Origin of the sequence: Desulfobacula sp., assembly GCF_014237455.1 — a bacterium.
Lineage (GTDB): Bacteria > Desulfobacterota > Desulfobacteria > Desulfobacterales > Desulfobacteraceae > Desulfobacula.
Window position 1 is genome coordinate 1 of sequence record NZ_JABZFL010000022.1, and the last position, 2,284, is coordinate 2,284.

Annotated in this window: 3 protein-coding genes; 1 reads left to right on the plus strand and 2 read right to left on the minus strand. The window is 40.8% G+C overall.

What is annotated here, in order from left to right; translation table 11 throughout:
- Nucleotides 1-687, plus strand: a 687-nt coding sequence (locus HGJ91_RS03425; RefSeq protein ID WP_291346296.1) for a DEAD/DEAH box helicase, incomplete at its 5' end; no start/stop codon positions are given.
- A 180-nt stretch (nucleotides 688-867) separates the two neighbouring features.
- On the opposite strand, the gene HGJ91_RS03430 is transcribed toward HGJ91_RS03425, so the two are convergent.
- Nucleotides 868-1,938, minus strand: coding sequence for an IS5 family transposase (locus HGJ91_RS03430; RefSeq protein WP_291346297.1), 1,071 nt, complete (start codon nucleotides 1,936-1,938; stop codon nucleotides 868-870).
- 93 nt (nucleotides 1,939-2,031) lie between these two features.
- On the minus strand, nucleotides 2,032-2,284 hold a 253-nt coding region (locus HGJ91_RS03435), incomplete at its 5' end, for a hypothetical protein (protein ID WP_291346298.1).

Consider the following 2,284-nt stretch of genomic DNA (forward strand, 5'->3'; position numbering starts at 1 on the left):
GATCACCCGAAAAAAAGGCCTGTTCTTGCCTATGCCCTGTCTTGGCTCAGGGTGTCCGGCGGCAATTCGGTCATCCCTCCCTGGGTGAAACATGAGTTCCCGGAGATTCCCACCATTATTGCTAAGCTTCGGTATGCATGCGGCAGCGACGATTGCGAGTATTGCCGGGAGAACAATGATTCTGAAAAACTCTTAAAAAAATATTTTGGGTTTGACGAGTACCGCAGGCTGCCGGATGGTCGGAAACTTCAAAAAGAAATTATTGATTCAAACCTTGGCGGCAATTCCCTGCTGGGCATTTTGCCCACGGGCGGAGGAAAATCGATCTGCTACCAGATCCCCGCTCTTCACCGGTATCATAGGACCGGTGAACTCACCGTCGTGATATCACCGCTCAAAGCCCTAATGAAAGATCAGGTGGATAATTTGAACAAGACCACCGGTATGGAGTCAGCCGGTGCAATAAACGGCAGCCTTACGCTTCCTGAACGAGGGGATGTCATGGAAAAGGTAAGGCTGGGGGATATCGGTGTCTTATATATTTCTCCCGAGCAACTGCGCAATTTCAGTGTGGCAGAACTGATCGGCTCAAGGGATGTGGGATGCTGGGTCTTTGATGAAGCCCACTGCCTTTCAAAATGGGGTCATGATTTCAGGCCGGATTATCTGAATCAGACCTTTGAATAATGCTATTTTTCAAAATTAGTTCCCAGTATCATTGTTTTGCCAGTTATTTTTCAATTGTGATTTTAAAATATGAACAGATAATCTTAAATTTGGTTCATATTTATCCTAAAATGATACTCTTCTCCTGCCATAATTCCAAATTCTAACCCATTTGTGGCTATTTTTAGCCTTTGGGCGCAATTATGCCGGGGATAACCTTTGAAAGATATTAAATCCTCTTTTTATGTTAAATGCCACTTGCCTGAACCAGATATCTATGTTGTTTTTTTCTATGGTTGTAAACCGTGCCTGTTGCCCATTATCATAAAGGTGACTTAAACCAAAATATTGCTCAACAATGTATCTTAGTTTGGATATTTTTTTGTTTCTTTCGATTTCATATTCTGTCAATTTTGCGGTTTTGCTGTCCTTGCGCATTATGCCATCTTTAAATTTATTCATGGCCAGAAATGTTCGGTTCGGCTCTCCTGCATATCCTTTATCTGCATACACTATGACCAGGCCATGTTTGGTGTGTCTACTATACAGCGTGCAATATGTAAAGTAATTTGTATCATGCACAGAAGCGGGGCTCAAGACTGTCGTTAGGACAAAGCCATACTTTGCATCTACAGAAGCATGTTCTTTCAGTCCATAATAATTTTTATTGTTTTTAATCGTCCAGTTGGATTCAATATCTCTAGAAAATTTTAAGGGATTACCATTTTTATCAAGCTTGCCTTCCGGTGTTTCTCTTTTTGCTCTTATCTTCTTCAACGTCTTATTGCTTACAGGTCTGCTGGCTGATTTTACGATCCGGGCGTCTATGGCTATCCCTTCATTGATGGTAAGTCCCTGGTCTGAAAATTGATTTAAAATATCGCCCACTATTAATTCAAATTTGCCTTTTGTCAGCCTTTTCCTGAATCTGGAAAACGTTGAATGATCAGGGGATGCTTCCTGGGCAGAAATATCTAAAAAAACTTGAAAAGACTGCCGGTCATTGATCTGGCTTTCAAGTTCCGGATCAGATTGGATCCGAAACCATTTTTGGAGTAACAGGCATTTAAACAGGAACAACGGGGAATATGCTTTATTGCCTTCTTTCTTATGGCCAACAGGATAATCCTTCAAGAGTATGGATTCAATCCGATCCCACAAGATAGTTTTTTCTAAATCCATCAAAGTTTTAAGGCTTCTGTTTTTCTCATCCTTGAAAGATCTTTCTAAATCGGAGAATGTTAGATTTTTTTGTTCTGATTTGAACCCCATTTTATGCCCCTCCATTTATGCTTAAATATGATGCCTTTTCATAACACAAATGGATTAAATAATCAATGATTTTAATTGGTTATATTCAATTTTTTATATTTTTTTATTGTGGGTAATTCCATTTTTGTAATAACTGACTGTTTCGCCGGTTGAGTTGTGCAAAGGTCTGATAATGAAAGAATTTTGTTCTGAAAATATAAAGATATCATCTTTTCCTTCTAGATAACGCGGTGCTGACCGGCGCCGTGCGCCGATCAAGCAAACGTAGTTTGATTGATCGGTGTGCGGTGACCGGTCCAGTTCCTTGTTCTGGCGCCAGAGGCGACGGAACAAGGGGCTGGACGTA

Bases quoted from the DNA above. Each gene is read 5' to 3' on its own strand.
- HGJ91_RS03430 (WP_291346297.1), bottom strand. From the start codon at position 1,938: ATGGGGTTCAAATCAGAACAAAAAAATCTAACATTCTCCGATTTAGAA.